This is a genomic window from Croceicoccus ponticola (assembly GCF_004004515.1).
Classification (GTDB): Bacteria; Pseudomonadota; Alphaproteobacteria; order Sphingomonadales; family Sphingomonadaceae; genus Croceicoccus; species Croceicoccus ponticola.
Genome location: NZ_RXOL01000001.1, coordinates 1,047,089 through 1,072,190, shown reverse-complemented (window position 1 = coordinate 1,072,190; position 25,102 = coordinate 1,047,089). Strand labels below are relative to the sequence as shown.

Below are 25,102 nucleotides of genomic sequence, written 5' to 3'. Positions count from 1 at the left end.
CCGCAATGGCCGAAAAGCAGAAACCTAAACTGGCGACCCCGAAAAAGCCGACCTCCCGGAAGGCGATCAAGGTCCTTCGCAGGCGCAAGGCCCTGCATGTCGGGATCGATCTTGCGCAATCGCCGTGGACGGGAACGCTCGTGCGCGCGATGCCCGCGAACGTCGAAAACCACGCCACTCACGCCGACGATGCGACAGCTTCATTGCTGCAACTGCACCGGCCGCAGTTTCCGACGATCACGCCGCGTGCGGGGCCGGGGCCGATGAACCGGATGGCGCGGGTGATGCGCGGTTACGATCTTGTCATCGTGCACGGCGATCAGGCCTTGCCCGCGACGATGGCGCACACACTGTTTGGTCAGGCGGTGAAAGCTCCGCCGCTCGCTCATTTTCACGATGGCGTCGACGAAGTGCCAAAAGGGTGGTGGGCCCGTTTCCGGCACAAACTGGGAATGGCGCGCACGCCGCTGGTGATCGTGCCAACGGTGGCCGCGGCGAAATCGGTGACCGCCGATTGGCAGGTTCCGCCATCGCATGTTCGGATCCTGCCGCCGATATTCCCGCCTGCACCCAAAAAGCCCAAGCCCGACGCCATTCCCCGACTGATGAAGCGTGCAGGCGAAAAGTGGATCGCCATGCGCGCCACCGATGCGCTGGCGCTGTCTGACGAGGTCGTCTCGATCCTGACCTCGCTCGACGACGCATGGCATCTCGTCGTGTTCGGCACAGAGGGTCAGGCGGCCGAACTTCGCACCGTACTGGATCGCGTGGGCCATCTCGCGCGCCTGCACGTCACGGCGCGCCTGCACGGACCGGCGCCCGTCGCGGGTCTGTTCGACCTGGCCGTGCTGGATGGGCGCAATGGGCGCGTGCCGCCCGACATGCCCGCGCTGATGGCGGCGGGCGTGCCGGTGATCGCGCCGGGGCCTGCGGGCCTTGCGGAACTATTGCCACCACAAAATGCCGATCTGCGGGTCGATGCATCCTCTCTGGGTCTTATTGTGGAACGGGTCGAACAGTTGGCGACCGACGAAGTGCGCCGCTCCGCGGCGGGCGCTGTCAATGCGGAGTTCGCCGCTGCGCATGCCGACCCTGCGCCCTGTCTTGCCGCGCTTTCTGGGATGTTGGGCCTTGCTTCGCTGGAGGATCGCTGAGCCGCGCTTTCAGCCACGGTTAACGCGCGATTTGCTTGATGGCGGGGGATGTCTTTCCCGTACTGCGGGCTTTGCCGTTGAAAAGGTGCTTTTCCGCCCCTAAACCGCACGCGTTTACGAACCTTCTTTGCCGGAAAGGCCGCTCCTTGGCGCTTCGCCCCGATAATTCGATCACCCCCGCTGACAAGAAAGCCGTGCAGGACGAAGCGCGGCAGGACGTCTTTTTGCGCGAGGTGGACGAAGCCGTCCGCCAGGACCAGATGGCGACCGCGGCCCGCCGTTTCGGCATCCCGCTGGCCATTGCGGTCGTGCTGGGCATTGCCGGGCTGGGTGGGTACCTGTTCTGGCAGTCGCAGCAACACGCCAGGGCGGAGGCTGATGCCGTCGAACTGACGCTTGCCGTAGACCGGCTTGAAGCGAACCAGCCCGACGCCGCGCTGACCAAGATCGCGCCGCTCGCGTCGAGCGAGTTTGCCGGGACGCGCGTTCCCGCGCAATTGCTGCAGGCGGGGATCGCGCAGGGCAAGGGCGAAGCGGACAAGGCGGCGAAGCTTTACGCCGCCATCGCCGCCGATGCCGATGCGCCGCAACCCATGCGCGACCTTGCGACCGTCCGGCTCGTGTCCTTGCAATACGACACCATGAAGTCCGCCGACGTGATTGCCAAGCTCAAGCCGCTGGCCGTTCCGGGCAAGGCATTTTTCGCCAGCGCCGGCGAGATGGTCGGCATGGCCTATATCGAACAAGGTAAAACGGACCTTGCCGGTCCCTTGTTCGCGGAAATCTCGCGCGACGAAAAAGCACCAGAGGCTCTGCGCGCACGGGCGCGGCAGATCGCCGGGTTGCTGGGTACCGACGCCATCGACGACGTCGAGGAATTAATGGAACAGATAGAGCGCAACAGCGCTGCCCGGCAGTCCGCACAGCAGCAAGCTGTGCAACCGACCGGGCAATAAGGAGCATGATCCAGATGAAGCATGACCGGGTTTCGCGCGGGGGCATCCTGCGCACGGCAGTTGCGGCCGCCGCATTGGCAGCCATGCTGTCGGGCTGCGGCGCGCTGAAGGGCGACGGCCCCGAAAAGACGCCGACGCTTGGCGATCGCGTGCCCATCCTTTCCAAGGTGGCGACCGGGGTGGAGATCGATCCGGCCTTGGCCGCGGTGCCCGTCATTCTGCCGGCGCAGCAGGTCAATGCCGAATGGGCTCAGGCCGGCGGCGCGGCTTCGAAAAGTTATGGCCACCTGTCGCTCGCGGCAACCCCGGTACGCGCATGGACGGCATCGATTGCGGGATCGAGCGACAAGCAGCGGCTGGCCGCAGCGCCTGTCATCGGTGGGGGCCGCGTCTATGCCTTCGATACTGCGGGCGTAGTGCACGCCTTCGCCGAACAGAATGGCGCGCGCGTCTGGGAACGTTCGTTAAGGATCAAGGGGGACGGCGCCAGCTCGGTCTTCGGCGGCGGCGCCAGCTTTGCCGACGGCAAGCTGTACGTCACCACCGGCACCGGCCTTGTCGCGGCAGTGGACGCGGCAACCGGTGCGGAACTGTGGCAAGTCCAGCTTCCCGGACCCTTGCGCGGATCGCCCACCATCGCGTTTGGCGCGCTTTACGTGATGACGCAGGACAACAAGGTCGTGTCGCTCGACATCGCCAATGGCGCCACTCAGTGGACCGAGGCAGGCTCTCAGGGGCAGTCGGGCGTGTTCGGTGTCGCGGCCCCGGCAGCGGCGCAAGGCACGGTCATTGCCGGGTTCAGTTCGGGCGAACTTATCGCATATCGTTACGAGAACGGCCGGAACCTTTGGGCCGACGCGCTTGCGCGGACCAGCATTTCGACCTCTGTCGGTACGCTGACCGATGTCGACGCCGACCCGATCATCGACGGCGGCGCGGTCTATGCGCTGGGTCAGGGCGGCCGCATGGCAGCTTATGAACTGGTCACCGGTCAGCGCATCTGGGAACTCAACATCGCCGGCATCTCGACGCCCGCGGTGGGGGGAGAGTGGATCTTCGTGCTGACCGACGATTCGCAAGTTCTGGCCATCGCGCGCAGTTCGGGCCGTATCCGGTGGATAGCGGAACTGCCCAAGTATCGCGACGTGGAAGACGAAAAGGGCGAACTGTTCTGGTCCGGACCTGTTCTGGCGGGTGATCGGCTGTGGCTGACGAACACGAATGGCGACGTCTATGCGGTCGATGCGGCCAGCGGGACGGCGACGCCGTTTACCGATCTTGGCAAAGCGGTCAGCCTTGCGCCGGTCGTGGCCAACAATACCCTGTACGTGCTGGACGATTCGGGCCGGATCACGGCCTGGAGGTAAGCGATAAGTCGGCGGGGCGGGGCGATCAGCTCCGCCTCGTCACCATAGCCAAAAGTGCTATCGCGGGGCGGAAGGCGAAACGCGCCTTTCGCCCCGTATTCGTCAGAAGCTTTTCACCGCGTACATGTTGCGGACGTCTTTGTTCCAGTCGCCGTAATAATGGTCGAGGCAGACTTCGGCCGGCGTTTTCCCGGCGGCCACTATTTCCTGCAATGGGGCGAGGAAACCGGTTTCGTCGTCACCGATGGAATTGAGCTGTGCACGCGCGGCCAGTCCCGATCGCGCGATCTTCAGCACTTCGCCCGCGATGTCCTGCAACGTTCCGCCGCCCGGGGTTGGCGCCCTCAGGCCCAGTTCCGGCACCATTTCGCGCAGGGTTTCGCGCCCGGCCATGTCCCAGTCCTTGACCAGGTCCCACGCCGCGTCGAGCGCAGTCTGATCATAGAGCAGGCCTACCCAGAATGCGGGAAGGGCGCAAATGCGGTTCCACGGCCCGCCATCGGCGCCGCGCATTTCGAGGAAGCTTTTCAGTCTGACTTCCGGAAAGGCGGTCGACAAATGGTCGATCCAGTCGCTTTCGAGCGGAAGTTCACCGGGTAGCGCGGGCAGTTGGCCCTTCATGAAGTCACGGAACGACTGGCCCGCGGCATCGATGTATTTCCCGTCGCGGAACACGAAGTACATCGGTACGTCGAGCATGTATTCGATGTATCGTTCGTATCCGAAACCTTCTTCGAAAACGAAGGGCAACATGCCTGTCCGGTCGGGGTCGGTATCCGACCAGATATGGCTGCGATACGAAAGAAAGCCGTTCGGCTTGCCCTCGGTAAATGGCGAATTGGCGAACAGCGCGGTGGCCAGCGGCTGGAGCGCGAGGCCGACGCGGAACTTTTGCACCATGTCCGGCTCGCTCGAATAATCGAGGTTCACCTGGATCGTGCAGGTGCGCAGCATCATGTCGAGGCCAAGGTTGCCAACCGTGGGCATGTACCGGCTCATGATGCCATAGCGGCCCTTGGGCATCATCGGCAGTTCTTGGCGTGTCTTGTCGGGCCACATGCCCGCACCCATGAAGCCGATGCCGAATTTCTCGCCGATGGCCTTTACCTGCGTGAGATGGCGGCCGGTTTCGGCGCAAGTCTGGTGCAGGTTGACCAGTGGCGCGCCGGACAATTCCAGCTGTCCCGCAGGTTCGAGGCTGACCGTGCCGTCCGGCCCCGACATGGCGATGACGTTCCCGTTTTCCTCCACCGGCTGCCAACCGTATTCGGTCATCGCCATCAGGATGTCGCGGATGCCGCCAGGCTCGTCGTAGCTGGGTGCGTGGTAGTCGCTTTTGGCGTAGACGAACTTTTCATGTTCGGTGCCGATACGCCATTGCCTGACGGGCTTTTCGCCCTTGACCATCGGGGCCACGAGCTGGTCGCGGCTTTCGATTACGGGGTCGCTTTTCGACGACTGTGTACGCGTGCTCATGTGCCGCGCGTTAGGCCGGTCGGATCGCCGACGCTAGCGAATTTTGGGACCGCATATTTTAGCGGTCATCGGCAGCCGTCCAGTCACCCATCGCGGCCATCCAGACGGCGGTGGCGGCAATCGCCGCGGTTTCCGCGCGCAGGATGCGCGGGCCGAGCGAGACCGGGCGCGCCTGAACGAATTCGCGAACTTCCGCGCGCTCACCGTCGTCGAACCCACCTTCGGGACCGATCAGCATGCCGGCCGACAGGTGACGCTCGGCAAAGGCGGCTGCGGCGGACGGCGCATCGCCCTGTTCGTCGGCAAACCACAACACCGCATCCTTGGGCCAGTCGCGCAACAATCGCGGCAGGGTGACTGGCTCGAACAGTTCGGGCAACGCGGTCCTCGCGCATTGTTCGGCTGCTTCGCTCAGAACCGTGCGCGCACGTTCCAAATTCAGCGAATCAGCGACGCAACGGTGCGTGATGACGGGACGAATACGCGCGACGCCAAGCTCGGTCGCTTTTTCCAGCACCTGGTCGAAACGCGGTTTCTTCAACAGCGCGGGGCACAGCGTGAAATCGGGCACGTCCTCACGCGGGCGCAGGCGTTCGGCGACATCCAGCACGACCTCGCGCTTGCCCGCGGTAACGACGCGCGCTGCCCATTCGCCAGTGGCATCGTCGCACAGGATCACGGCGTCGCCCGGTGCCATGCGCATGACGCGCGACAGGTAATGTGCCTGCGGCCCTTCCAGCACGCGTTGTTCGCCCTGCGCCAAGGGGGGCGACACGAACAGCCGCGGTGCACTGCGCGGGGGCCATGCGGGGGTAGCGGGCATCAGACGGCACGCGCCATTCGGGTGGCGCGTGCCCTAAGGTTTTTCGGAGCGATGCAGGCTGGCCCCTGCCATAGTTCAGCTGCGGCGATAATCATAAATCGCCCCATAATCGTTTCGGCTTCGCGCCGCCAGTGACGGCCTTTGAACGGCTGGCCTATCGTCGCCCGAATGGTTAGATCGGGGCCATGACCCACGCCATCGTTCCCGACAGCGAACATCGCGGGCTTGTCGCCCGGCTGCCCGACCGCTTGCGCCATTTTGCTTTGCTCGCCCGCCTTGACCGGCCGATCGGCTGGTGGCTGCTGTTCTGGCCCTGCGTCTGGGGTGTGTGGCTTGCGGGCGGTGCGGATCGGTGGGGGTTGGTACTGTGGCTGCTGGTCGGCTCCATCACGATGCGCGGCGCTGGCTGCGTTTATAACGACATTCTCGACCGCGATCTCGATAGGCAAGTGGCCCGCACTGCCGCCCGCCCGCTGGCCAGCGGCGTTGTTTCGCTAAAGGCTGCGTGGGGCTGGCTGCTGCTGCTGTGCCTGATCGGCCTTGCCGTGCTGCTGCAATTGCGCTGGCAAGCACAGGTCGTCGCCTTGGCCAGCTTGTTGCCGGTTGCCTGCTATCCGCTGATGAAACGCATCACCTGGTGGCCTCAGGCATGGCTGGGCATGGTGTTCAGTTGGGGCGCGCTTGTCGGCTGGGTCGAGGTCGGGCGACCCGATTGGGCCGTGCTGGCGGCGCTTTATGCAGGGGCGATCTGCTGGGTCATCGGCTACGACACGATTTACGCGCTGCAAGACCGGGAGGACGACGCGCTGGTAGGAGTGCGGTCCAGCGCGCTGGCACTGGGCGGACATGTCAAGGCGGGCGTGGCGACGTTCTATGGGCTGGCCATAACTGGATGGGCCGTGGCGTTCTGGCTTTTGCGCGGCGACTGGGTCGCGCTCCTCGCGCTGATCCCGGCTGCGGGCCATCTTGCTTGGCAGGTCGCAACGCTCGTTCCCAACGACGGCGACAATGCGTTGGCCCGATTTCGCGCCAACCGCACGACCGGATTGCTGGTGGCGCTGGCCTGTTTTGTCGTCGGCAACGCGGGATCCTGACCGGCCATGTGCAACCTTTACCGCATGACGAAAGCGGCTGACGAGGTTGCCCGCCTGTTCGGGGTGGAGGCGCAGGTTGCAAGCAACGCGGGCGGAGAGGTGTTTCCCGGCTATCCCGGCTGGGTGGCCGCCGGGGGCAAGCTGTCCGGCATGACATGGGGCTTTCCGCTCGTGCTGAAGGGCGCAAAGGGGCAGCCGCTCAAACCCAAGCCGGTCAACAATGCCCGCGCCGACAAGCTTGAATCGCCGTTCTGGCGGCATTCGTTCGAACACGGTCGCTGCCTGATCCCGGTCGAAGCCTTTGCCGAGGCGGCGGGACCGCAGGGTGCAAAGACGCGAAGCTGGCTGTCGGTGCCCGACCAGCCGGTCTTCGCGGTGGCCGGGCTGTGGCGCAATAGTGCCGAATTCGGACCATGCTATGCGATGGTGATGACAGAGGCCTGCGTCGATATCGGCGACTTGCACGACAGGATGCCGGTGATCCTCACGCCAGCGGACCGGCGGCGCTGGGTGGAAACCAGTGATCGTGACGAAGCTCTGTCGCTGTGCCAGCCCTGGCCGCACGGACTGCGCGTGCAACATACCGGCGAAGCCTGGTCTGCCAGCCGGGCCTGACCATTGCGGGCGGGATGGTTGCCGGCTCAGCCATAGCTCACGACCTCCCACTCGATGCCGTCCCAGTCGAAGAAGTAGAAGCGCCTACCGGGCGCGTAATCGCCGTGGTTGAACGGTTCCAGACCAGCCGCGACGATGGTGGCTTCGGCCATGGCGATGTCGTCCACCTCGATCCCGATGTGATTGAGGGGCAATCCCTTGTCGAAGCCCGCAGCGATGCCATCCTTCGGCGTATAGAGCGCGATGTATTGGTCCTTCGTGCCGAAGTGGATCGTGTGCCCACCGTTCAGCGAAGGCCCCTCCCACCGGCGTTGCCAGCCGCACAGCCGTTCGAGCAGTTGCGCCATGCGCGGCGCGTCCGAAGTGGAGATGTTGACGTGTTCAATGCGGGCTATGCCGGTCATTGCGTGCTCCTGTTGCGGGCGGTTCCAAAGATGTGGCCAATCCAGACGCGCCAGCGTCCGAATCACCACTTGCCCTATCCTACAACCTCAAGCTAACTTGAGGTCAAGCAATTTGGGCGGTACAGTTGCAAGGCGTGCAGATGAACGGCAATCAGTTGATTTCCATCGGAACTCTTTCCGAACGTACCGGTGTCTCGGTGTCCGCGATCCGGTTCTACGAACAAAAGGGACTGATTGAATCGCTGCGAAGCGGAGGCAATCAGCGCCGGTTCCTGCGGTCTGACATCCGGCGCATCAGCTTCATCCTGATTGCGCAGAAATTGGGGCTGGGGCTGGCCGAGATCGAAACCGAACTGGCCCGCCTGCCGCAGGGGCGGACGCCAACCAAGCACGACTGGGAAAAGGTCAGCCGGTCGATCCGCAGCCAGTTGGACGCTAAGATCGCACTGCTTGAACGCACGCGGGCCAAGTTGGACGGATGCATCGGCTGCGGTTGCCTGTCGCTGAAGAACTGCCGCCTCTACAATCCCAACGACGAAGCCGGTGAGAGCGGGAGCGGACCTCGTTTCGTGCTGGGCTGATCAGCGCGGAAGGTCGGAATAGTCGACCGCATCGATCCGGGCGAGAACCGCTGCGCGCAAGGCCAGCGCTTCGTCCGTCGGCAGCCCGCGAAAGCTGAGCCGTCCGCCGGGTAACCCGAAGTGCAGCGCCGCATATCCGCGCAGGCGCGCGATCGGCCCTTGCCGCAGTTCAGCAGATTGCAGCCGCACTTGAGGCGCGATCATGACATGCGGGGCCAGCAATCCCGCACGCCCTTGGATGCGCCCACCTTCGGTCGCGTGACGGTGCTGCAAGTATCCCGGTAACGAAAGACCGGCGAGGATCAGTCCGACGCACACGATTGCAACGGCGGACAGCGGTTGCCCCAACCATGTTGCGACGATCGCCGCCACGGTTCCGGCAAGCAGCCAGAATGCCGCACGATCGATCCAGAAGCGCGGGCTGGTCCGATGCCATGCAATACCATCTGCGGGCAGGGGTATCCCAGCCTCGGCGGCGATGCGGGCTATTTCGTTCAATTTGGCAAAAGGGGCGACTTCGTGCGAAGCCTTTGCCCCGTCACTGGCAAGCGAGACGAATGACAGCGAATGCCAGCCGAACAGGCGCCGGATCACGCCAGTTTCGGTCGCGATGGCCTGTACCCGGTGGGCGGGCATCACGACGTCGGTGCGGCTCAACAATCCACGCCGCCTGCGAAATCCCTTGGCCGTGCGATCAAGCCGAAAGCCATAGTCGCGCAGCAGCGTCTTGGCCACGCCGCTGGCGATGCCGACGAGGACGAGCATGATCACCGCCACGAGCGCGCCCCAGAACTGCGCAAGTCGGCCCAGCGACTGGATGCGGGCGCCCTGTTCTGAAGCAAGCTGTTCCCAGACATCCTTATCCCAGATGTCGAAGGGCATGAGGAAATCGAACTGGTCGACGATCGCGAACAGAACCGCGAAGATGACGAGGCTGAAGCTGAAGACACCGGACAGGAGCACCCGCGGCAGGGCCATCGTGAAGATGGGCACGCCCTCGCTGTCGCTTTCACTTTCCTGCGCGCCCGAACAAGCACCTGTGGGCACGTCGTCGCGCCGCTCTCTCACCAGATCGCGCAGGCGCTGGCCTTCGGGCCGTGTCACGTAGGACAAGGTCAGGTCGTCCTTGCCGCCCGATCCGGTTTCAAACCGGACTTCGACCAGACCGAACAGGCGCGAAAACAGCGTCTCGCTCATGCTCACGTCCTGAATCCGTTCATAAGGGATAGAACGGGCTTCGCGCGACAGGACGCCGCGCTCGATCCGGATATCCTCTGCGCCGGTCCGATAGCGGGTGAAATGCCATTGCAGGAACGCGCCCAGCGGGGGCAGCACGAATATGGCCAGCAACGCGGCGGCTAGGACGATGCCGGTCCCAACATCGCGCGTCGACGCACCGAACGACAATGCGACCACGGGCAGGATCGCGCGGCGCAACTGGGTTATCGTGCCGACCAGCATGCTCAACGAATCGGTGCGGCGAAAAGCTTCCGGATCGTCGATCGCTGTCGGGCGGGGCGGAAGGGTTATCACATCGTTTCGCGGCGGATGCGGGCGGAAATCGCCTCGCGTATGTCGACCGCCGTCTGGCGCGAAAGTCCGGGCACCGCGACCGAGGCATTGTGCATTCCCGCCGTGTGGACGACCAGCGTCGCCAGGCCGAACCAGCGTTCGATGAGCCCCTGCTTCACGTCGATGTGCTGAACCCGCCCGAACGGCACGACGGTATCCGAATGGCGGATCCAGCCCTGCACATAGCGCAGCCGGTCGCCCGTCGTGGCATATCCCTTGCGCCGATAGCGCCGCATCGGCAGGCTCAGGATCAGGGCCAGTGCCACCACCGCGATGGGGCCGATCACGATGCCGGTCGGCCAGCCAAGGACGAGTTCGGCCACGATCGCCCCGACGATGAGTGGCGCGATGCCGATCGCGGTTTCGATCTGCAGCACGGTCGCGTGGCGCCGGTCCAGCCGGCTCAGGTCATCGTCGGTCATTCGTTCTCGGTCACTCTGCCGCCAGCATTTCCTCTGCCGCGCCAAGGTCGACGCTGACGAGGCGGCTGACGCCCTGTTCGACCATGGTCACGCCGAACAGGCGGTGCATGCGGCTCATCGTCACGGCGTTGTGCGTAACGATCAAATATCGGGTGTCGGTCTGCTGGCACATCGCGTCGAGCAGATCGCAGAATCGTTCGATATTGGCATCGTCGAGCGGGGCGTCCACTTCGTCGAGTACGCAGATCGGCGCGGGATTGGTGAGGAACAGCGCAAAGATCAGGGCCACGGCCGTCAGCGCCTGTTCCCCGCCCGAAAGCAGCGTGAGCGACTGCAGCTTCTTGCCCGGCGGCTGGGCATAGATTTCCAGCCCCGCCTCCAACGGATCGTCGCTGTCGATCAGCGCAAGATGCGCCTGACCACCGCCGAACAGGGTGGTGAACAGGCTCTGGAAATGGGTGTCGACCGATTCGAAGGCAGTACGCAGACGTTCGCGCCCCTCGCGATTGAGGCTCCCGATCGAACCGCGCAGACGATTGACAGCTTCGGCCAGCTCAAGCTGTTCGGTGAGCGAGGTGCCATGCTGCTCTTCCGCCTCGGCCAATTCGTCGGACGCTACCAGATTGACCGGCCCAAGCCGTTCGCGTTGGGCGATTGCCTGTTCCATTTCGGCGCTTTCGGCTTCCGCGCTGGCGACGGTTTCGGCTTCGAATGCCAACCGTTCAGGCAGCAGGGGAGGCGGACAATGGAACCTGTCGCCTGACGAACGCGCCAATTCGCTGCGGCGCGCTTCCTCACTCTCTGCGCGGGCGGCCAATCCTGCGCGCGATTCGCGGGCGGTGGCGAGCGCCTCGTTCGCGGCGGCAAAGGCGGTGTCAGCCGCTTTGCCCGCAACTTGCGCGGCATTGTGCGCGGCCTCCGCCTCGGCCAGTTCGCCCGCCAGCCTGTCGCGCGAGGTTCCGGCCAACTCGATCTCGCGCATCAGCGCTTCCGGCCGGGCGGCGGTGATCATGCGGGCTTCGTCGATTTCCTCGCGCCGGCGGGTCATGTCGGCCAGCCGCTTGGCCGCATCGCCAGCGCGACCTTCCCAGCCCTTCATGTCGGCCTGCAACGCCTTGGCTCGTTCGCGCCCCACGGCGAGCCCCTGATCCAGCGCGGCAAGTTCTGCCATCGCCGATTGCAGCGCGGTGCGGGCGGTGTCGTTGCGTAAGCGGGCGGTTTCGAGCGCGGTCCGCTGGGCGGACGGATCGGGCAGGGCGCGCCGCTGGCTCTCGGCCTGCATCACGTCCTGCTGAGCGATGGCGAGCCGATCGTGCAATTCTTCCAGACGCTCGGCGAGCTCTTCACGCGCGCGCGCCAGCCGTTCGACCGCGGCTTCGGCCTGGTCTCGGGCGCGAAGTGCGGTGCGTTCCTCTTCGGATGCCGTATTGACCGCGCGTTCGGCGGCAATGCGGGCGTCGGTCGCATCCGACAGCGCGGAGTTGGCAGTGCCGACTTCGTTTTCAGCCGCGCCGACGACTTCGCGCAGCGCGGGCAGCTGTTCGGTCAGCGCCTCCAACCGGTTCGCTGCCTCCAGCCGTGCCGCTTCTGCCGCCCCTTCGCCGCGTGCCACGAAACCGTCCCACCGACGCAGCGCACCGGCGCGGGTAACGAGCCATTCTCCGGGGGCGAGCAACTGTCCATCGTCGGCATCGACGACGCGGACCATGGCCAGCCGCGCGGCGAGCTCGACAGGTGCGTCGCGTACATGGGCGGTGATGCTGTCGGCAACCGGCGCGGGCGCGTCGGCCCCTGTCCAGAAGCGTCCGTCCTGCCCTTCTGTGGGTGAACCCAACGGCGCGACGGCGTCACGGCCCAGCACGGCGGCGAGCGCGCGCTCGTAACCAGGTTCGGCCTTCACCGCATCGATGGCGCGAGTGCGGGTCTGGCTGCCTTTATCGGCCTTTTCCCGCGCGCGCCTGTCGCGGTCCAACGCATCGTGTTCGCGCTCCACCCCGGCAAGTTCAGCCTTGGCGGCGGACAGCGCGCTCGATGCCTCGTCACGGCGAGCCGACACGGTTTCGCGTGCTGTGCGCGCCGACTCCAGCGTGTTGCGTGCGGCGACGAGTGCGGCGGCGGTCTTTTCGCAGCGGGCTTGCGCGGCGGTCAGCGCCAGTTCGAGTTCGCGCTGGTCGCCCAGTGCATTGCCCTGCGCCTCGCGACTGGCCAATTCCTGTTCCAGACGAGAAAGATTCCCACGCGCCTGTCCGACGGCGGCTTCGGCCACGCGCCAGTCCGCTTCGACCCGGGCCAGCTCTGCCGTCGCCTGTGCCAGCGCCAGTTCGCCTGCACGCTGCGCGCGTTCGGCGTCGTCCTGCCGCGCGGCCAACGTGGGGCGGCGCGCCTCATCCTCTGCCAGCGACCGTACCGCGTCCTTGACGTCGCGTTCGAGCCGGGAAAGCGCGTCGGCGGCGTCGCGGGTGGTCCGATTGGCGTCGCCTTCGTCGGCATCGAGACGGGCGCGCTGACGGTCCAGATCGGCGAGTTTTTCCTCTGCCGCCTCCAGCTTCCCGGTCAGCACGGCGAGCATGTTCGCCTGCGCGCCCAGATCGTCGCGGCGGTCGGCCATTTCTTCGCGCGTCTTTGCCAATGCCTCTGCCGCAGCGCGTTGTTCAGCCTGTGCCGCATCGGTCCGGGCCTGCGTTTCGGCGACAGCGGCCTCGGCCATCTTTGCTTGCGCGCGGGCGGCATTGGCGGCAGCGGCCGCTTCGCGCCAGCGGGCAAAAAGCACCCGCGCTTCGGCCGTGCGGATGCGGGTGGACAATTCCTTGTACTTTTCGGCTGCGCGCGCCTGCCGCCGCAGTGCCCCGATCCGCGTGTCGAGTTGCGACAAAAGATCGTCAAGCCGCGCCAGATTGGTTTCTGTGGCGCGCAGCTTCTGTTCCGCATCCTTGCGCCTGACATGCAGGCCAGCGATGCCTGCCGCTTCTTCCAGCATCTGTCGCCGTTCGGTCGGCTTGGCCGCGATGACGGCGGCGATGCGGCCCTGCGACACCAGCGCGGGGCTGTGCGCGCCCGTAGCCGCGTCGGCGAAAACCAGCGAAACATCCTTGGCCCGCACGTCACGGCCGTTCAGGCGATAGGCCGATCCCGCGCCGCGCTCGATGCGGCGAGTGACTTCCATTTCCTGTCCGGCATCGGTTTCGGTGGACAGGACGACTTCGGCGAAACTGCGGGCAGGGCGGGTGGCGGTGCCCGCGAAGATCACGTCCTCCATCCCCGCGCCGCGCATGGACTTGGCGCTCGATTCGCCCATGACCCAGCGGATCGCTTCAAGCAGGTTGGACTTGCCGCAACCATTGGGGCCGACAACGCCGGTCAGCCCCGGTTCGATCAACAGGTCGGCCGGCTCGACGAAGCTTTTGAAGCCCGAAAGGCGCAGCCGCCGGAACCGCATCAGCCCCTCCCGGAGCTTGTCGCAGAGCCGAGCCCCGCCGACATTACCGGGCGCCGGCCTGTTGCAGCGCGGCTTCGACCTGCGGCCAGGCCAATCCATCTAGCTTTGAATTGTTTATAAGGAACGTGGGCGTTCCGGTGATCTCGAATTCGGTGCTGGCTTTCTGGGTGCCGTCAGCCAGCTTTTGCGCTGCGTCCGCGGACTTGAGGCACGATACGGCCTGATCGCGGCTGATCCCGCGCGCAGCGAAAAACTCGGTCATGCCGGTCAGGTTCGCGATTTCGGTGAACCGCTGATCGACCGGCAGGCTGATTGCCGCGTTATAGCTTTCCTCACCCGTGGCGCGAAGGTTTTCGAACAAGGCCGTCTGGTTCTCGAAAACCTGACCGGTCAGCGCAAAGAAGCTCTCAGGCGCGGAGCAGCGCGTCAGGATAGCCCCGGTGATGTCGATCGGGTCACGCACGAAATTGCGGAATTCGAAGCTGACCCGGCCGGTATTGACGTATTTTTCGACCAGATCACGCTCCGCCGTTTTATAGAATTCGGCACAGTGCGGACATGTCAGCGATGCGAATTCGACCAGCTTGATCGGCGCATCGGGGTTGCCCATCAGATATCCGTCGGCTTCGGTCTTGGTTACAACTTCCGACCACTGCGTCCCGGCGGGTGCGGCGACCGCTGCCACCGGCTCGCCCTGCGGACCGCTGCCCTGCACGGTAGCATCCTTGCCACCATCGCAGGCGGCAAGGGTCAGCGTCAGCGGCGCGGCAAAAAGGGCAAGTGCGGTGCGAAATGCGGTACGGGTCATGGGATCGGGTTCACTCCTGTAAGAGGGGAAGCTAGCGCAGCGGGACGGTCGGCGGGGAGAGCGCGGCTAATCTTTTACACAGGCGCGGCGAAATGTCGCCGATGCGCCGTGGATCAAAGCCGCAGGTCGAGCTGGAATTTGAGGCTGTCCCACGAATTCGTGCCCGCCAAAAGAACCCCGTCGATGGCAAAGGCTGGCGTCGAAGCGACGCCCTTGTCGCGGATGTAGGACGCCGTCTTGTTCGCCAACATTTCAGCCATCTTGTCATCGGCAAGGCATCGGTCGACCGTCGTCACGTCGTATCCTCGGCGCTGCATCATCGGATAGAAGCCCGCATCCTTGGCGATCGCCATACGGCGCGCGACCTGTGTGCCGGCGCCATACCGGTTCTTCTGCGCCGGTGTCGTCTTCATCAGCTTGCCCAGCCACACCGTCTGTTCCTTCATGAACATCGCGTGGTTGCGATCGAAGCGCGCGATGGGTCCGCAATTCGCCAGCATCGCGGCCACCAGATCGAACGAGTCGCGCACCAGGTGGCGGACCTCCAGTTCGGTTTTGCCCGACGCGACATAGAACAGCCGGAGCGGATCGCCTGCCTCTTCCTCGAAATGCGCGCAGTGGGGGCAGGTGTAGCTGACGTATTCGGTCAGTTTCACTTTCGCGCCGGGATTGCCCATCACATGAACGCCCGGTTCCGGCTGCGTCACCGTCATCACGCTTTTGGCCGCCAAGGGGGCGGTTAGGCCAATGCTGCTAAGGGCGAGGCCAGCGCAAAGCATGGTCACAATCGCTTTCAATCGACGCATGGCATTCATCGTTTCCGCTCCCCGTTGTTTTTTCCAAGCGACCGTGCGAGCGATTCCAGCACGGTGCGCAGTTCCGGATCGCCGATATCGCGCAGCGAATCGCCCAGTTCCATCGGGATCGGTTTCAGCGAGGGCGGCGATTTGGCAGGTTCTTCAGCATGGGACGGCTGAACCTGCCCTTGCCGCATCTTGACCTTCGCCACCGCACTATATCCGAAAAATCGGTTCACCCGCTCTATGATCTCGGGGATCACATGCTGAATCAACGGGGCATGAGCGGGCAAGACGACGAGGTGGAGCGTGCCATCCGATTTTTCGCCATGCGGAAAGCGGATCGATTCGGGGGCGGAAACCTTCGCATGGTGCGGGCCGACGATCTCGGGCCAACGGGTCACGACGCTCGATTGCACGAAGCCGAAACGGCGGAAAGCCGTGCGGCCCACTTGCGGCATCAGGTCGGCGATCGCCTTCGCCTCGCCACCGCGCGGACGTTCATAGGGCTTTGGCCCCTTGTTCGCCGTCGCCTTGTTCGGCTTCGGCTTCTTGTCGCTTGCACTTCCCATCGTGCGGGCGGCCATGCCATAGGCGCAGGCGTGGTGGCCAGTAGCAAGATAGCGGATGTGAGGGAAAGGCTACTTGCCTGGTACGATGAACATGCCCGTGTGCTGCCTTGGCGCGTGCCGCCGAACAACCGCGCAACGCCCGACCCCTACCGCGTGTGGCTGTCAGAAGTGATGCTGCAACAGACGACCGTCGCGGCGGTAAAGGACTATTTCGCGCGGTTTACCGAACGCTGGCCGACGGTGGCGGAACTGGCGGCGGCGGAAGAGGCGGACGTGCTGTCGGCATGGGCTGGCCTCGGTTATTATGCGCGGGCGCGCAACCTGATTGCATGTGCTCGCGTTGTTGCCGACAGGGGTGGGCTCTTTCCCGATAGCGAGGAAGATCTGCGCGAGTTGCCCGGTGTCGGCGCCTATACCTCTGCCGCGATCGCTGCGATCGCGTTCGATCGTCGGGCTGTCGTTGTCGATGCGAATGTCGAGCGGGTGATTTCGAGGCTGTTCGCTATAACCGAGCCGCTGCCGACATCGCGGCCTGCCATTCGCGAAGCGGCGGACCGCGTTACGCCCGAACGCCGGGCAGGCGATTTTGCGCAGGCGATGATGGATCTGGGCGCAACGATCTGCACTTCGCGCGAACCGCGCTGCCTGTTGTGTCCGTTGAGCGATGTTTGCGAAGCGCGCGCGATGGGTATCGCAGGCGATCTTCCGCGCAAGATCGCGAAAAAGGCGCGGCCTGCGCGGACCGGCACCGCCTTCTGGATTGAGCGAGACAGTCATGTCTTGCTGGTACAGCGACCGGGCAAGGGAATGCTGGGCGGGATGCGCGCTTTGCCCGACGATGGCTGGAACGCGCGTGCCGACGGTAACGGGAAGGCTGAGTTTGCTGTCAGGCAAGGCGATCCGCTGGGCGCGGTTACACACGGGTTCACCCATTTCACGCTGACGTTGTCGGTACTTCGCGCCGAGCTGGCGGGATCGGAACCCGAAGGCGAGTGGTGGCCAATTTCGCAGATTGGCGAGGCGGGACTGCCGACGCTGTTCGCTCGTGCCGCGCAGACCGCGTTGGCTTAAGCTGACGAGAGTTGAACGATGCCACGTTGCGCGGTTTAACTGGCGCGGGTAGTTGCCTTTAAGATGACAACCATGATCACGCAACTTGACCGCGCCGACCATATCCGCGCCGACCCCGATGCCCTGGCCAGCTACATGGGAATGCGCGCCCGGCTGCTACGGCTCGAAGGGCTGCTGCCGGTATTGGCCGACGATGGCGGATTGACTTGGGACTCGCTCGCCGATGCGGACGACGATGCGGAGCTCGTGTTTTTGGGCATCGACGGCGATCGCGGTTGTTTCGCCACTGTGCCTCGCATGCCGGTGCGGGACGAGCGGCGGCAGTTCATGGCTGCCATGATGTCGATGCACGACGGCCAGTTCGGCATATTCGCCGGCGCGCGCAGCATCGTCGACTGGCACGCACGCCATCGTTTCTGCGCCCAATGCGGATCGCATACCAGCCTGACCAAAGGCGGATGGCAGCGGATGTGCCTGAACGACACTTGCGGCGCGCAACACTTTCCACGCGTCGATCCGGTCACGATCATGACCGTCGAACACCGCGCCGAAGATGGCAGCCGACGCCTGTTGCTGGGCCGCGGGCTGGGCTTTCCCGAAGGATTGTATTCGGCACTGGCCGGCTTCGTCGAGCCGGGCGAAACGATCGAGGAGGCGGTGCGGCGCGAAGTCATGGAAGAGGCCGGCCTGCCCGTCGCGCAAGTGCGTTACCTTTCCAGCCAGCCTTGGCCGATGCAGTCGCAGCTGATGATCGGATGCGCGGCGGTGACGTTCCATGACAGGATCGTGATCGATCGTACCGAACTCGCCGACGCGCGCTGGTTCGACGAAGGCGAAGTGCGCGACGCGATGTCGGGGCGTGCCGCTTCGTTCAATCCGCCTCCGCGCTATGCCATCGCGCACCGGCTGATCCGCATGTGGCTAGACGCGGGCTAGACCAGCCCCAGCTTCGAAAGTTTGCCCAACAGCCGACCGGGCAGGACATCGCCCGCATCGTCGCCCTCTGCCATGTCGGGCGGAGCGTCGGCGTCGCTCAGGTATCGCCAGCCCTGATGGGCCCGTTTCGGGCGGCTGTGCACCCGAATGAGGCGCGGTTCGAGGTCGATAGACCAGCGCCCGGTCTCCAACCGCTCGAACCCTATGATCGGACTGCGCGCGACGATGGCGTGTTCGTGGACCCAGTACAGCGATCCGCCCTCCATCTCCGCAACACGTGTGGGGCAGTAGCGAGTTGTTAGCGAAACGCGGGGCCGGTTTTCGAACCACTTTTCGATGTCGGCATAGGATTTCGCGCCAAAGGCGATCTTGGTCAGGTGCAGCGGCATCGCACCGATATGGGCGCTTTACCCTAACCCACCAGTCCTGACGCGACGGCAAGACCGAGGAACGCGAAAAAGCCCATCGAATCGGTGATCATCGTCACGAAGACCGATGACGCGACCGCCGGGTCTTGGTCGAGCCTGTCGAAAATGACCGGCACCGCGACCCCTGCGAAACCGGCGGTGATGATGTTGATGACGACCGCTGTCGCGATCACGAGGCCCAGCATCGGTTCGAAGATGAACGCCGTCGCCCCACCGATCAGCGCCGCGACCGTCACGCCGTTCAGCATTGCGACGCGCATTTCGCGCCACAGTACGCGCAAGGTGTTCGATTGCGTCAGCTGGTTCATCGCCAGCGCGCGGACCGACACCGCCATCGTCTGCGTACCCGCGTTACCGCCGATGGATGCGACGACCGGCATCAGCACGGCCAGCGCGACCAGCTTTTCAATCGCCGCGCCGAACGCTGCGATGATCAACGATGCGATCAAAGCGGTACCAAGGTTCGCGATCAGCCAGCGTACGCGCTCGGTATAGGATTCGCGGATCGGCTGGTTGATGTCGCCTTCGCCCGCGCCCGACATCAGCAGGGCGTCCTCGCTCGCTTCTTCCTGGATGATGTGGACGATGTCATCGGCGGTGATCTGGCCGATCAGGCGGCCCGCGCTGTCGACGACCGCTGCGGAAATCAGCGCGTATTTCTGAAAGCGCAGGGCGACTTCTTCCTGATCCATCGTCGCCGGGATCAGGGTTTGATCGCGCTTCATCACGTCCGAAATCGGAATGTGCCGCGGGGTGCGCAAAATCCACGACAGCTGGCACGCGCCAACCGGGCGATGTGCCGGGTCGACGACAAAGACTTCCCAGAATTCGGTCGTCAAGTCGCTGTTGTCGCGCAAGTAATCGATCAGGTTGCCGACGGTGATGTGTTCGGGCACCGCGACCAGATCGCGTTGCATGAGCCGGCCTGCCGATTCTTCGGGGAAGGACAGTGCGTCTTCGATCGCGGCGCGGTCTTCGGGGTCGAGCTCGGCAAGGACGGCGCGCTGGTCGGCGTCGTCAAGATCCTCGATCAGCGCGACCGCGTCATCGGTTTCCAGCTGTTCCGCGATCTGCGCGACCGCATCGGGCGACAACTGTTCGAACAGAGCGTCGCGGACGTGTTCGTTCAGTTCAGAAATGACCTCGCCGGTCATCAATTCGGCGATGGCCTTGCCCAGCCCTACGCGTTCCTCGGCGGGGACAAGCTCGATAAGGTCGGCGATGTCGGCAGGGTGCAGCGGTTCGACCAATTGGTAGACGCGGTCGTCGTCGTCTGCGTGGACAGCCTCGCGGACCGCCTCCACGAATTCACGGGTCAGGCGGTCGTCTTCGTCGAGATGCTCGATTTCGGCCGGCTTGGCCTCGTCACCGCGCCGGTCCCCGTGGCGCGGGGCTTCGTCCACGCCGTCGTCGTCGGCACCGTGCACGGGGCCGCCGTCGGGACGTTCGTCATCCTGCAGGGTCGGATCGTTGCGGTCCATGATGCCCTATCGTTCGCTTTGGGTGGGGAGGGCGCATGGCCCCCTGTCGCTTCATCGCCGTGCCGCCGTGTCTAGATTGCTGCGCCGCAAAAGCAACTGCCAACCGGCCTCGGCGCGCGCGGTTGCGCATCTGTGGATGGGTTGTGGACATCGTTGTGGACAGGTCTGGGGATTTTTCGGGCATAGCGCGGGGATGACTTTGCGCGCCCAATCCCTATATCCGCCCGGCAATGGATCCGCCGATCAATCGGGTCGGTGTCATGCGATCATTACTGAAACGGAGATTTCATGTCCGACGATACACTGACGCTTTCGATCGATACCGGTGACGGCAACCCCAAGGATGTCGTGATCAAGCTGCTGCCGGATATCGCTCCCGGCCATGTCGCGCGCATCAAGGAACTGGCTGGCGAAGGCTTTTATGACGGCGTGAAGTTTCACCGCGTCATCCCAGGCTTCATGGCGCAGGGCGGATGCCCCAACGGCACCGGCATGGGCGGTTCGGACAAGCCTGATCTGAAGGCGGAATTCAACGATCACCCGCACGTTCGCGGCGTATGTTCTATGGCCCGCACCAGCGCGCCGAACAGCGCGAATTCGCAGTTCTTCATCTGCTTCGACGATGCCGGCTTCCTCGATCGCCAGTACACTGTGTGGGGCGAAGTCGAGAGCGGCATGGACGTGATCGATGCCTTGCCTAAGGGCGAACCGCCGGCAAAGCCCGGCAAGATCGTCAAGGCCACCGTTGGCTGATCCGACTTTGGCATGCGGATCGGGGCAGGCCCAGTGACCCGCATGCCATCGATTTTGGGGAGACGCCTTGTGGCGCTCCCCATCCTGTTCGCGGCCGCGCTTGTGGGCGGCTGTGCCCATGACGTCACCCGGCTGCCGCATGATTGCGGCGGGCCGGGGGGCTGGTGTCCGCAATCCCGCGCCGTGGCTGCCGAAACATGGGAATATGCACAGCTGGCGCAGAACGCCTATTGGCAGGAAGCGGAGCAAAGCGACGCCTATCTCGACCGCGCGTATGTCCTTCGGCCGGAACTGAAGGAACGTTACGCCACGGTCGACGATCGTTACGGCTATGCCTATTCGCTGTTCGACCGGTTCGACGATGCCGGTCGGTTGAGCGAAGTCGTCCTTGTCTATCGCGGGACCGAGGGGCCCAAGGATTGGTGGCACGGCACTTTGCTGGGGCGACAGGGTCCGCGCGGACTGGAAACGTATCGACTGGTGCGCAAGGGTCTCGACGATGCGGGATATGCGACTGTGCCCATCGCCATTGCCGGCCATTCGCTGGGCGGACGGATAACCGACCATGTGATGAAGACGTTGGAGGCTGAGGACGGGCAGGGCCCGCCCACATTGTCGTCCTACCTCTTCAACCCCAATGCAAGCGGAACGGCATTGGCCAAGCCCGATGACTGGAGCGGCCCGGTACACATCGCGGTAACGGAATCGGGAGAGATCGCGGCGTGGGTCCGCGCGCTTTCATCCGACGCGGCATGGGACGGATACGTCATCGACTGCCAGACGACGATCGACCCGGTGGCCAAGCACTACATGCGGCGGCTGGCCGATTGCCTGACGTGGGTGGCCGCAATCGACGACGACGCAGCAGCAATTTCGGCGCGGCGTAACGAGATCGATCCGCCGCGGACCACGGGCGGAGAGGGCGCAGCCGTAAATTCCGCGCCCTGATTACAGTCCGGCGTTGACCAGCCAGTCGTGGAACAGGCGCACCGGTCTGCTTTCAAGCGCGCGTGGCTTGCAGACGAACCAGTAACTGTATGGGCTTTCAACCTCCAGGTCGTAAAGCGTGGCCAGCCGGTCGTCGTTGGATCGCGCAAGGTGATCGCCATGCATGATCGCGATGCCAAGACCCTGTGCCGCAGCCTCCAGCAGCAAAGGCCCGCTGTCATAGTGATCGACGGTCGGTTCAAACCGCGCATCCAGCCCCGTCGCGGCGCGCCACGCATCGAAGCTTTTCATCATTTCGGAATGAAGCAGGAAACTCTGCTTTGCCAGCAGCGCAGGGTTCGGCGTCGTTCCCAACTCCCTGACGAGTTCGCGTGAGGCGATGGCATGGACGCGATTGTGATCGAGCCTGACGCAATGCAGCCGCGCGTCGGGTTCATCCGCCAACATGATCGCGGCATCCAACGTGTCGCCAAGCTTCGGGACAGGGTGAGCGGACGAATCCATGTCGATGTGAAGCGACGGATACAACTGTCGCAGTTCGGGCAGTCGCGGCACGAGCCGCTGCCCGCCAAACAGGGGCATGACGCTCAGCCTCAAGCGCATCACTTTGCTGTCTGCCATCTGCTGCCCGATCTTTTCGGCCAGTTCTTCCAACACGGGCGCGATCGCATCGAACAGTGATTGTCCATCGTCGGTCAGCGACATGGCCTGATGCTTGCGGTTGAACAGCTTTTTGCCGGTAAAATCCTCGAGCGCCGAAAGCCTGCGCGAAAGCGCGGACGGGCTTAGCGCCAGTTCCTCGGCTGCTGCCTTGGCAGAACCGAGCCGGGCAATGCGCACGAACGCTTCGAGCGAGCGCAAGGGGGGCAGTCTGCGGGCAACCATCAGTCGGCTTGCTCGCCCTCGATCTCGTCGTCGCGCATGGGCGGGTGCAGTCGCAGGCGTTCGACGTGCCGTTTGTTGCCTGCGATGACCTCCAGCTTCCAGCCGCTGGCGTGATGCATTATATCGCCGACCATCGGTACCTTTTCGGCCAGCACGAAGGCCAATCCGCCAAGCGTGTCGACAGCTTCTTCGACCTCAGCAAGGCGCGGATCGACACGGCGCGCCACTTCGTCCAATTCGACCCGGGCGTCGGCGTCCCACATACCTGCATCCAGCGGAACCAGCAGGTCGATTGGGGCATCGTCGTGCTCATCCTCGATGTCGCCGACGATTTCCTCGACCAGATCCTCGATCGTGATGATCCCGTCGGTGCCCGAGTATTCGTCGACTACGATCGCAAGATGAACGCGACGCGCGCGCATATCGGCCAGCACGTCGAGCGCTCCGCGCGCTTGCGGCACGTAAAGCGGCTGGCGCATCAGCTTGGTCCAGTCGGTGGGCGGGGTTTTGCCACAGGCAAGGAACGGGAAGACGTCCTTGATGTGCATCATCCCGATCACGTGATCGAGCGAATCGGCGTAAACGGGCATGCGCGAATGGCCGTGTTCGCTGAAGGTCTCGACCATCTCTTCCCAAGAGGCTGAGCGGTCTATCGCCACGATCTTGCCGCGCGGAATGGCGACATCGTCGGCATCGTGTTCGCTGAAATGCAGGAGATTGCGCAACATCTGGCGCTCGATCGCGGAGAGATCGCCCTTTTCGGGCGGCGATCCGTCGCGCTGCTCTTCTTCCTCGTGCTCGTCGATCGCTTCTTCGATCTGGGCGCGAAGCGACAGGTCGCCTTCGTTACCGTCGAAGAAATCGCGGATACGGTTCCACAAGAATCGCTTTTCCCCCCGTCGCTCAGGCTCCGGGTTGCGCGCGTCACCACTGAAATCGCCGTCCGACATGGTCGGCTCCACCAATCCTTCCCGCTCGTACGGCCCGTCCTGAACTTCAGGCGGTTTCCCCGTAAGGATCGGAAATTCCGAGGCGTTTCAGAATGCGCGTTTCCAACGCCTCCATCGCCTCGGCCTCCGTCTCGCCCGTCTCGTGATCGTAACCACAAAGATGGAGCAGGCCGTGCACCAGCAGATGGGTTGCATGGTTCGCAAGTGCAACAGATTTCTCACTCGCCTCGCGCATGCAGACCCCGTGCGCGAGGACGATATCGCCCAGCATGGTGGGCGAACGGTCGTCGATGTCGTCCAGCTCTTCGGGCGCAATCATGGGAAAACTCAAGACATTGGTCGGCTTATCCTTGGCCCGCCATTGCCGGTTCAAGGCATGGACTTCGTCATCATCTGCCAGCACGACGCTGACGAGAATCGAGGCATGGGCGATCTGCGGCACTTCGACTGCAGTCGCTTCCGCCGTGCTGGCGGCCAAGTCTTCCCAATCGATCGTATCGCCCCAGACCGGGTCGATATCCAGTTCAAGCGTCGGCGCGGTCATGGGATGGCGTCGGGACCTTCGTATGCGTCGACGATCCGGCCCACGATCGGGTGCCGCACGACGTCCGCTGCGGTAAAGCGGCTGACGGCGATACCATCCACGCCTTCCAACCGCCGGACCCCGTCGGCAAGGCCCGAATGGGCATCGCCACCGGGCAAGTCGACTTGTCGCGGATCTCCGCACACGACCATCCGGCTGTTCTGACCGAATCGGGTGAGAAACATCTTCATTTGGGCGGGCGTGGTATTCTGCGCTTCATCGAGAATGACGAAGGCGTCGGCCAGCGTCCGACCACGCATGAAGGCAATCGGTGCGATCTCGATCTCACCACTGGCGATGCGGCGTTCGACCTGTTCGGCCGGAAGGCAGTCGTAAAGCGCGTCGTAAAGCGGGCGCAGGTAAGGGTCGACCTTGTCCTTCATATCGCCCGGCAGGAAGCCCAACCGTTCGCCGGCCTCCACCGCGGGGCGCGACAAGATCAGCCGTTGAACGCTGCCGGTGATGAGCTGCGCCACCGCTTGCGCGACGGCAAGGTATGTCTTGCCGGTCCCCGCGGGACCGAGCGCGAAAATGATCTCGTGGCTGGTCAGGGCGAGCATGTAGTCGATCTGAGCGGCGGAACGCGGCACGATCGTTTTCTTGCGCGTGCGGATCATCACTGGCGGGCGTTTGTCGGTGCCCGTGATGATGCCTTCGAGCGTCGGCTCGCTCGACATCGCGATCAGCGATTCTACGGCGCCCTGATCCAGCTCGAACCCTTCTTTCAGCCGGGTATGCATGCCCGACAGGACATCGCGCGCGCGCGCGACGGCGTCTTCGGGCCCTTCGATCTGGATACGATTGCCGCGAGCCGAAATATAAACGCCCAACCGGTTTTCGATCTGGACGAGGTTGGCGTCGAACTGGCCGAACAGGGTGCCGAGAACTTCCTGGTTCTCGAAATCCATCTCGGTCCTTGCCCGTCCGTGGCCAAGGATGGCCCCACCGGAATGGCTTGCAACGGGCTCATCGCCGTTGCCGGAATGGGAT

The 25,102-nt window shown here is 64.2% G+C and carries 25 protein-coding genes; 10 read left to right on the top strand and 15 right to left on the bottom strand.

Annotated elements, in window-relative coordinates:
• Positions 1–5: 5 nt before the first annotated feature.
• The 3 genes from EKN06_RS05115 to EKN06_RS05105 all read left to right on the top strand — a co-directional run bounded on the left by EKN06_RS05115 (position 6) and on the right by EKN06_RS05105 (position 3,477).
• Positions 6–1,154, top strand: coding sequence for a glycosyltransferase family protein (locus tag EKN06_RS05115; protein ID WP_127611734.1), 1,149 nt, complete (start codon positions 6–8; stop codon positions 1,152–1,154).
• Between the two features lie 146 nt (positions 1,155–1,300).
• Complete coding sequence (locus tag EKN06_RS05110) at positions 1,301–2,110, top strand: tetratricopeptide repeat protein (protein ID WP_164843935.1); 810 nt, start codon at positions 1,301–1,303, stop codon at positions 2,108–2,110.
• 14 nt (positions 2,111–2,124) lie between these two features.
• On the top strand, positions 2,125–3,477 hold the full coding sequence (locus EKN06_RS05105) for an outer membrane protein assembly factor BamB family protein (protein WP_127612007.1): 1,353 nt from the start codon (positions 2,125–2,127) through the stop codon (positions 3,475–3,477).
• Positions 3,478–3,579: 102 nt separating this feature from the next.
• Here EKN06_RS05105 and EKN06_RS05100 read toward each other — a convergent pair whose 3' ends face one another.
• Together EKN06_RS05100 and EKN06_RS05095 are read right to left on the bottom strand one after the other, a co-directional pair.
• Positions 3,580–4,953 (bottom strand): glutamate--cysteine ligase, encoded by a 1,374-nt coding sequence (locus EKN06_RS05100; protein ID WP_127611732.1) that lies wholly within the window; start codon positions 4,951–4,953, stop codon positions 3,580–3,582.
• Between the two features lie 58 nt (positions 4,954–5,011).
• Positions 5,012–5,776: a 16S rRNA (uracil(1498)-N(3))-methyltransferase gene (locus EKN06_RS05095; protein WP_127611731.1), complete on the bottom strand. Its 765-nt coding sequence runs from the start codon at positions 5,774–5,776 to the stop codon at positions 5,012–5,014.
• Positions 5,777–5,961: 185 nt separating this feature from the next.
• On the opposite strand from EKN06_RS05095, the gene ubiA reads away from it, so the two are divergent.
• Both ubiA and EKN06_RS05085 read left to right on the top strand, forming a co-directional pair.
• Positions 5,962–6,870 (top strand): 4-hydroxybenzoate octaprenyltransferase, encoded by a 909-nt coding sequence (gene ubiA, locus EKN06_RS05090; RefSeq protein ID WP_127611730.1) that lies wholly within the window; start codon positions 5,962–5,964, stop codon positions 6,868–6,870.
• Between the two features lie 6 nt (positions 6,871–6,876).
• On the top strand, positions 6,877–7,485 hold the full coding sequence (locus EKN06_RS05085; protein ID WP_127611729.1) for an SOS response-associated peptidase: 609 nt from the start codon (positions 6,877–6,879) through the stop codon (positions 7,483–7,485).
• 26 nt (positions 7,486–7,511) lie between these two features.
• Here EKN06_RS05085 and EKN06_RS05080 read toward each other — a convergent pair whose 3' ends face one another.
• A complete protein-coding gene (locus EKN06_RS05080) occupies positions 7,512–7,889 on the bottom strand; it encodes a VOC family protein (protein WP_127611728.1) in 378 nt (125 codons plus the stop codon).
• Positions 7,890–8,029: 140 nt separating this feature from the next.
• Here EKN06_RS05080 and soxR point away from each other — a divergent pair, with 140 nt between their 5' ends.
• On the top strand, positions 8,030–8,470 hold the full coding sequence (gene soxR / locus EKN06_RS05075; protein WP_127611727.1) for a redox-sensitive transcriptional activator SoxR: 441 nt from the start codon (positions 8,030–8,032) through the stop codon (positions 8,468–8,470).
• On the opposite strand, the gene EKN06_RS05070 is transcribed toward soxR, so the two are convergent.
• The 6 genes from EKN06_RS05070 to EKN06_RS05045 form a co-directional block, all read right to left on the bottom strand.
• The gene (locus EKN06_RS05070) at positions 8,471–9,931 is read right to left on the bottom strand and encodes a PH domain-containing protein (protein WP_240654631.1); all 1,461 of its coding nucleotides are present in this window, start codon (positions 9,929–9,931) and stop codon (positions 8,471–8,473) included.
• Positions 9,932–9,999: 68 nt separating this feature from the next.
• Positions 10,000–10,464, bottom strand: a complete 465-nt coding sequence (locus EKN06_RS05065) for a PH domain-containing protein (protein WP_127611725.1) — start codon at positions 10,462–10,464, stop codon at positions 10,000–10,002.
• 10 nt (positions 10,465–10,474) lie between these two features.
• Positions 10,475–13,900, bottom strand: a complete 3,426-nt coding sequence (locus EKN06_RS05060) for a chromosome segregation SMC family protein (RefSeq protein ID WP_127611724.1) — start codon at positions 13,898–13,900, stop codon at positions 10,475–10,477.
• 43 nt (positions 13,901–13,943) lie between these two features.
• Positions 13,944–14,708: a DsbA family protein gene (locus tag EKN06_RS05055; RefSeq protein ID WP_127611723.1), complete on the bottom strand. Its 765-nt coding sequence runs from the start codon at positions 14,706–14,708 to the stop codon at positions 13,944–13,946.
• Positions 14,709–14,821: 113 nt separating this feature from the next.
• Positions 14,822–15,421 (bottom strand): thioredoxin domain-containing protein, encoded by a 600-nt coding sequence (locus tag EKN06_RS05050; RefSeq protein ID WP_205693807.1) that lies wholly within the window; start codon positions 15,419–15,421, stop codon positions 14,822–14,824.
• 98 nt (positions 15,422–15,519) lie between these two features.
• Positions 15,520–16,077, bottom strand: coding sequence for a DUF721 domain-containing protein (locus EKN06_RS05045; protein ID WP_240654604.1), 558 nt, complete (start codon positions 16,075–16,077; stop codon positions 15,520–15,522).
• Between the two features lie 57 nt (positions 16,078–16,134).
• Here EKN06_RS05045 and mutY point away from each other — a divergent pair, with 57 nt between their 5' ends.
• Both mutY and nudC read left to right on the top strand, forming a co-directional pair.
• Entirely contained in the window at positions 16,135–17,148 is a 1,014-nt protein-coding gene (gene mutY / locus EKN06_RS05040; RefSeq protein WP_240654603.1) for an A/G-specific adenine glycosylase, read from the top strand.
• Between the two features lie 72 nt (positions 17,149–17,220).
• Complete coding sequence (gene nudC, locus EKN06_RS05035; protein WP_240654602.1) at positions 17,221–18,084, top strand: NAD(+) diphosphatase; 864 nt, start codon at positions 17,221–17,223, stop codon at positions 18,082–18,084.
• On the opposite strand, the gene EKN06_RS05030 is transcribed toward nudC, so the two are convergent.
• Complete coding sequence (locus tag EKN06_RS05030) at positions 18,081–18,473, bottom strand: DUF1489 family protein (protein ID WP_127611719.1); 393 nt, start codon at positions 18,471–18,473, stop codon at positions 18,081–18,083. The genes nudC and EKN06_RS05030 overlap by 4 nt on opposite strands.
• Positions 18,474–18,496: 23 nt before the next feature.
• A complete protein-coding gene (mgtE, locus tag EKN06_RS05025) occupies positions 18,497–19,993 on the bottom strand; it encodes a magnesium transporter (protein ID WP_127611718.1) in 1,497 nt (498 codons plus the stop codon).
• 288 nt (positions 19,994–20,281) lie between these two features.
• Between mgtE and EKN06_RS05020 the strand changes: the two genes are divergently transcribed.
• Together EKN06_RS05020 and EKN06_RS05015 are read left to right on the top strand one after the other, a co-directional pair.
• Complete coding sequence (locus tag EKN06_RS05020; protein ID WP_127611717.1) at positions 20,282–20,746, top strand: peptidylprolyl isomerase; 465 nt, start codon at positions 20,282–20,284, stop codon at positions 20,744–20,746.
• A 69-nt stretch (positions 20,747–20,815) separates the two neighbouring features.
• On the top strand, positions 20,816–21,694 hold the full coding sequence (locus EKN06_RS05015; protein ID WP_127611716.1) for an alpha/beta hydrolase family protein: 879 nt from the start codon (positions 20,816–20,818) through the stop codon (positions 21,692–21,694).
• Here EKN06_RS05015 and EKN06_RS05010 read toward each other — a convergent pair whose 3' ends face one another.
• Genes EKN06_RS05010 through EKN06_RS04995 form a run of 4 tightly spaced genes read right to left on the bottom strand, consistent with a single transcriptional unit; the run spans position 21,695 to position 25,020 of the window.
• Positions 21,695–22,579: a LysR substrate-binding domain-containing protein gene (locus EKN06_RS05010; RefSeq protein WP_127611715.1), complete on the bottom strand. Its 885-nt coding sequence runs from the start codon at positions 22,577–22,579 to the stop codon at positions 21,695–21,697.
• On the bottom strand, positions 22,579–23,529 hold the full coding sequence (locus tag EKN06_RS05005) for a hemolysin family protein (RefSeq protein WP_127612005.1): 951 nt from the start codon (positions 23,527–23,529) through the stop codon (positions 22,579–22,581). Before EKN06_RS05005 ends, EKN06_RS05010 begins: the two co-directional genes overlap by 1 nt.
• Positions 23,530–23,575: 46 nt before the next feature.
• On the bottom strand, positions 23,576–24,073 hold the full coding sequence (ybeY, locus tag EKN06_RS05000; RefSeq protein WP_127611714.1) for an rRNA maturation RNase YbeY: 498 nt from the start codon (positions 24,071–24,073) through the stop codon (positions 23,576–23,578).
• Complete coding sequence (locus tag EKN06_RS04995; protein ID WP_127612004.1) at positions 24,070–25,020, bottom strand: PhoH family protein; 951 nt, start codon at positions 25,018–25,020, stop codon at positions 24,070–24,072. The genes ybeY and EKN06_RS04995 overlap by 4 nt, the downstream gene beginning before the upstream one ends.
• Between the last annotated feature and the right edge of the window lie 82 nt (positions 25,021–25,102).